General features: G+C 72.5%; 4 protein-coding genes and 2 pseudogenes. 3 read left to right on the top strand and 3 right to left on the bottom strand.

Going from position 1 to position 5,193, the window contains the following annotated elements; all coding sequences use genetic code 11:
* Nucleotides 1-27: 27 nt before the first annotated feature.
* Both ACLEQD_RS36415 and ACLEQD_RS36410 read left to right on the top strand, forming a co-directional pair.
* Nucleotides 28-219: pseudogene (locus ACLEQD_RS36415) on the top strand (cupin domain-containing protein); the annotation flags it as partial.
* A 289-nt stretch (nt 220-508) separates the two neighbouring features.
* Nucleotides 509-646, top strand: coding sequence for a helix-turn-helix domain-containing protein (locus ACLEQD_RS36410; protein WP_410390484.1), 138 nt, complete (start codon nt 509-511; stop codon nt 644-646).
* A 62-nt stretch (nt 647-708) separates the two neighbouring features.
* Here the strand turns inward: ACLEQD_RS36410 and msrA are convergent, their stop codons facing one another.
* Nucleotides 709-1,365 carry a peptide-methionine (S)-S-oxide reductase MsrA gene (msrA, locus tag ACLEQD_RS36405; RefSeq protein ID WP_410390482.1) on the bottom strand — a complete coding sequence of 219 codons (657 nt, stop codon included), beginning with the start codon at nt 1,363-1,365 and terminating at the stop codon, nt 709-711.
* Between the two features lie 112 nt (nt 1,366-1,477).
* On the opposite strand from msrA, the gene ACLEQD_RS36400 reads away from it, so the two are divergent.
* Nucleotides 1,478-3,106, top strand: a complete 1,629-nt coding sequence (locus tag ACLEQD_RS36400; protein ID WP_410390481.1) for a Sapep family Mn(2+)-dependent dipeptidase — start codon at nt 1,478-1,480, stop codon at nt 3,104-3,106.
* Nucleotides 3,107-3,113: 7 nt separating this feature from the next.
* Here ACLEQD_RS36400 and ACLEQD_RS36395 read toward each other — a convergent pair whose 3' ends face one another.
* Together ACLEQD_RS36395 and ACLEQD_RS36390 are read right to left on the bottom strand one after the other, a co-directional pair.
* Complete coding sequence (locus ACLEQD_RS36395; RefSeq protein ID WP_410390480.1) at nt 3,114-4,058, bottom strand: ATP-binding protein; 945 nt, start codon at nt 4,056-4,058, stop codon at nt 3,114-3,116.
* 263 nt (nt 4,059-4,321) lie between these two features.
* Nucleotides 4,322-5,167 (bottom strand): annotated as a pseudogene (locus ACLEQD_RS36390) (GAF domain-containing protein); the annotation flags it as partial.
* Nucleotides 5,168-5,193: the final 26 nt, after the last annotated feature.

Raw genomic sequence — 5,193 nt, 5'->3', positions numbered from 1 at the left:
CGCTCGCACGGGGCCGGGCCCATCCGGTTGGGCGGTGACGGCGCGCGGACCGCGCTGGTCGCGGCGTCGTTCGAGCTGGGCGTCGCGCCGCGCACGCTGCTCTTCAAGGAGCTCCCGCGCGTCATCCACCTGGCCGCGGACGACGCGGTGACGGCGCCCACGCTGGCGTCCACGGTGCAGCTCTTGCTGGTGGAGAGCGCGTCGTCCCAGCCGGGCGCCAGCGTCATCATGAGCCGGCTCGCGGACATCCTGCTGGTGCAGGCCCTGCGCGCGCACATCATGACGAAGGACGGGTGCCAGGAGGCCGGGATGCGGGCGCTGACGGATCCGCAGATTGGCAAGGCGCTCGCGCTCATCCACGAGCATCCCCAGGAGCCCTGGACCGTGGAGAGCCTGGCGTCCGCCGTGGCCCTGTCGCGCTCCGGGTTCGCCGCGCGCTTCAGCGAGCTCGTCGGTGAGCCGCCGCTGGAGTACCTGGCGGGCTGGCGGATGATCAAGCCGCCAGCTCCTGCGCGAGAGCGAGCTGCCCCTGAGCGAGGTCGCCCCGGCCATCGGCTACGGGAGCGAGGCGTCCTTCAACCGGGCCTTCAAGCGCTGGGACGGGAGCGCTCCCGGCGCGTACCGGCGCAGCCACCGCCGGGCGTGAGGCTTCAGCGTCGAGAAGCAGGCGGGGCCCGTGTCCGGAAGACAGCGGGCCCCGGGCTCGACTCAGGCGCTGACGCCCACGCCGATGGGGCAGCTCACGCCGGTGCCGCCGACGCCGCAGTAGCCGCCCGGGTTCTTCTGCAGGTACTGCTGGTGGTAGTCCTCGGCGTAATAGAAGGCCGGCGCCGGCAGGATTTCCGTCGTGATGTCGCCCAGGCCCTTCGCGTTGAGCGCGCCCTGGTACGTCTGGCGCGTCTCCTCCGCGGCGCGCTTCTGCGCGTCGTCCGCGTAGTAGATGCCGGAGCGGTACTGGGTGCCCGCGTCGTTGCCCTGACGCATGCCCTGCGTCGGGTCGTGGTTCTCCCAGAAGACCTTCAGGAGCTGCGCGTACGTGACCTTCTTCGGGTCGTACACCACGCGCACCACTTCGTTGTGGCCGGTGAGGCCGGAGCAGACCTCTTCATACGTGGGGTTGGGCGTCAGCCCGCCCGCGTAGCCCACCGCGGTGGAGTACACGCCCGGCACCTGCCAGAACTTGCGCTCGACGCCCCAGAAGCAGCCCATGCCGAAGACGGCCGTCTCAAAGCCTTCCGGCACCGGCCCCTTCAGCGGGGTGCCCAGCACGGTGTGCTTCCGCGGAACCGGCATCTCCTGCGGACGGCCCGGCAGCGCTTCCTGGGGAGTGGGGAGCCTCGACTTCTTCGGGGACGTGAAGAACATGCTCTAGCTTTAGCCCCCACCGCCCCCATTTTCACGCCTGGCGCACGGCCGCACACCTGCCCACCGTCCCACCAGGAATGCCCCGTCCGCCCGACGGTTTCCCAGGTCTCCCATGCGCACCCGCCTCCTCGCCGCCCTCTGCCTCCTGGCGCCCGCCGCCGCCCTCGCCGCCAAGGACCCCCGCTGCGCCGGCAAGCCCGCCGCCCGCGCCGCCCGCTTCTCCGACACCGCCCTCAAGGGCGCCTCCGCCGCGGAGCGTTACGCCGCCTACGTCCAGGCCTGTGCGCTGGAGGACGTGGTGGCCCTCACGCGGACGCTCGTCCGCTTCAAGACGGTGAGCAGCGAGTCCCCCGCCGCGAAGAACCCGGAGGTGGCCGCCATGGGCCGCGCCCTGGAGGCCTGGGCGAAGCAGCACGGCTTCGGCTTCCGCACCGTGGGCGCGAACGACGTCTTCGAAGTGTCCTGGGGCGAGGGCGAGCCGCTGCTGGGCCTGGTGTTCCACGGCGACGTCGTCCCCGCGCCCGCCCATGAGTGGAAGCGCGCGCCCTTCAAGCCGGTGGTGGAGAAGGGCCGCCTGTACGGCCGCGGCGTGGAGGACGACAAGGGCCCCATCGCCTCCGGGCTCGTCGCGCTGGCCATGGCGAAGGACCTGGGCCTCGAGCCCCAGGGCAGGGTGCTTGTCATCATCGGCAACGGCGAGGAGAGCGACTGGTCCGGCATGCAGAAGTACGCGGCCACGCAGCCCAAGCCCACGCACGTCATCTCCGTGGACTCCGGCTACCCGGTCATGGCCGCGCAGTCCGGCTTCGTCGCGTGGACGCTGGAGGCGCCCGTGGGGACGGCCCTCGCCACGCCCGGGGAGGGCACCGTCGCGCGCGCCGTGGACGTGAGCGCGGGCGAGTTCCTCACCCAGGTGCCCGGCACCGCCACGCTGAAGCTCGCGCCCGTGAAGGGCCAGACGCCGGAGGCGGTGCTCGCCGCCGTGAAGGCCGCCATCGCCGCCGAAGCCCCCGCGCGCAAGGACCTGAAGGCGGAGGCGAAGCGCGAGGGCGGCGCCGTGGTGCTCACCACGCACGGCGTGGCGGTGCACTCGTCCACCGCGGACGAGGGGCACAACGCGCTCTGGGATTTGTCCGCCGTGGCCGCGCGGCTGTCATTGGAGGACAACGGCATCGCGGCGCTCTTGCGCGTGGTGGCGAAGCGCTTCGACGGCGACCACCACGGCGAGAAGCTGGGCCTGAAGTACGAGGACGCGCTGATGGGGCCGCTGCTGGTGGCGCCCACCGTGCTGCGCGTGAAGGACGCAATCGTGTCCCTGGGCGTCAACATGCGCAGGCCGCGGGGCCAGGACGCGGCCGCGTTCAACGCCGCGCTGGACGCCGCCGCGAAGCGCGTGGGCGAGGACTCCGGCGGCCAGGTGAAGGAGGGCTCCGGCCGCTACCTGGGCGACCCGCACGTGGCGGACACGTCCGGCCCGCTGGTGAAGACGCTGATGGGCATCTACCAGCGGCAGCGCAAGGCGCCGGACGCGGTGCCCGGCTCCATCCGGGGCGGCACCTACGCGCGGCTGTTCCCCCGCGCCGTGGACTTCGGGCCCGCGTTCCCCAACGAGCCCTACACCGGCCACGCCCCGGACGAGTCCATCGCGCTGGAGACGCTGGACCTGAGCACGCGCATGCTCGCGGAGGCCGTGCACACGCTCGCCATCGCGCCCGCCTCCGAGGCGAAGGCCGCGCCGTGACAGCGGCTCACGGCGGCAGGTAGCCCTTCGGCGGCGGGACGCGGGGCCAGCGCACCGTGAAGGCGGTGCCCTGGCCGGAGCCGCTCTCCACGCGGACGCTGCCCTGGTGCACCTGGACGATCTCACTGACGATGTAGAGCCCCAGGCCCAGGCTGCGGTGCTTGTTGCCCTGCTCCGGCAGGCGCGACCCCTTGAACGGGTCGAACAGGTGCGGCAGCAGCTCCTGGGGGATGGGGTCGCCCTCGTTGCTCACGCGCATCACCACGTCCATCACCTCGCCGGTGAGCGTGGTGAGGACGGGCGTGTCGTTCCTCGCGTGTTGCAGCGCGTTCACCACCAGGTTGCCCAGCACCTGCGTCACCCGGTCCGGATCCCAGTTCCCCCACAGGTCGTCCCCGCGCACCTCCAGCGTGAGGGGGCGCTCCGGGTACACCACCTGCAACTCGTCCAGCACGCCCTGGCACAGCTCCACCATGTTCACGCGCTGGCGCGTCACCGGGATGCCCCCGCCCAGGCGGCTGCGCGCGAAGTCGAGGATGTCGTTGATCATCCGCGTCATCCGCGCCGTGGCCTTGCGGATGCGGTCCACGGAGCGGCGCGCGGTCGTGTCCAGGTCCGGGCTCTTGCCCAGCATGAAGGCCGACGCGTTCACCGCGTGCAGGGGATTGCGCAGGTCGTGGCCCAGGACGGCGATGAGCTCCTCGCGGAAGTCGATGGCCTGCTGGAGCGCGACCTCCGCGCGCTTGTGGTCGGTGATGTCCACCACCGTGACGCCCACCCCCAGCATCACGCCGTCCGGGGTGCGCACCGGGAAGTAGTCCGCGCGCCAGGCGCCCGGGCCGCCATGCGCCGGACTCGGCGCTTCGATGAGCGCGTCCTGCACGGGCTGCCCCGTGTCCAGCACCTGCCGCAGCGACTGCTCGATGGGCGCCACGACACCGCCACGGACCATCTCGTACAGCGTGCGGCCCCGGTGCTCCTCCACGGAGTGCCGTTGATGCGCGCGAGCGTGCCGTTGATGCGCAGGTAGCGCAGCTCATGATCCTGGAACGCGATGCCCACGGGCGCCGCCTCCAGCAGCGAGTCCAGCAGCGCCAGCGACCGCTCGGCCTCCTGTCGTGCCTCGTGTTCGCGCGCGTGCAGCTCCGCCTGCGCGATGTGCGCGGAGGCCCGCTCCGCGATGGCGTTGAAGAGCAGCACGTCCGCGTCGGCGAAGGCGAAGGCCGTGCGCGAGCCCATGTACGCCATGCCCAGCAGCCGCTCGCCGTCCATGAGCGGCAGGCCGTACAGCGCGCGCAGCCCCGCGCGGCGCAGCGGTTCGAAGAGGACACGCGGGTCCGTGGCGGCCGAGCGGACGAAGAAGGGCCGCCGCTCCAGCGCCACCTGCCCGGTGACGCCGCGCCCCACCGGCACGCGCAGGCCCTTCACCTCGTCCGTGCCCAGGCCCACCGCGGCGCGCACCACCAGCGCGTCGCCCTCCAGCATCATCACCGCCGCCGTGTCCACGGTGAGCGCGGACTCCATCTGCCGGGTGAGCAGGCGCTCCAGGAGCGTCTCCATGTCCGGGTCGTCCAGCGTCGCCTCGGCCATGCGGTCCAGCGTCTGGAGGATGCGCTGCTTCATCTCCCAGAAGAGCGTCATCGTCCGGGTGACCACCCGGTCGAGCGTCTCCTCCAGCCGCGTGAGGTCGCCGGGCCGGAGCATCCGCTCCTGCGCCTCCAGGCGGTGGAGGATGCAGCGGCGCAGCAGGGCGTACTCCTGCGCCACCTCGCCCAGGTTGAAGCCCTTGTCCAGGCGGGCCGTGGCATGCGCCGCCTCCAGGCGGTCGTCCAGCGCCTCCGGCCCCAGCTCCACCGCGTCCGCCAGCGTGGAGAGCAGCCCCGGCAGGTGGTCGATGAGCCAGGGCGGGCGTGCGGGTCCCTTGCCGCCCAGGTACTCGAACACCGCCTGCTGCCAGTCCGCCAGCAGCGCGTCGTGGTTCGCGCGCAGGAACTCCGCCGCGGACGGGCGGGGCCCGCCGCGCGCATGCTCGTCCACGGAGTGTGAATCCGGCTCCTGCATCACCTGTCTCCCCAGGCCATCGCCCG

The organism is Corallococcus sp. 4LFB, assembly GCF_046520365.1.
In the GTDB taxonomy this organism is placed as follows: domain Bacteria; phylum Myxococcota; class Myxococcia; order Myxococcales; family Myxococcaceae; genus Corallococcus; species Corallococcus caeni.
The sequence above is the reverse complement of the archived record's forward strand: the minus strand, read 5'-3'. Positions and strand labels throughout refer to the sequence as shown.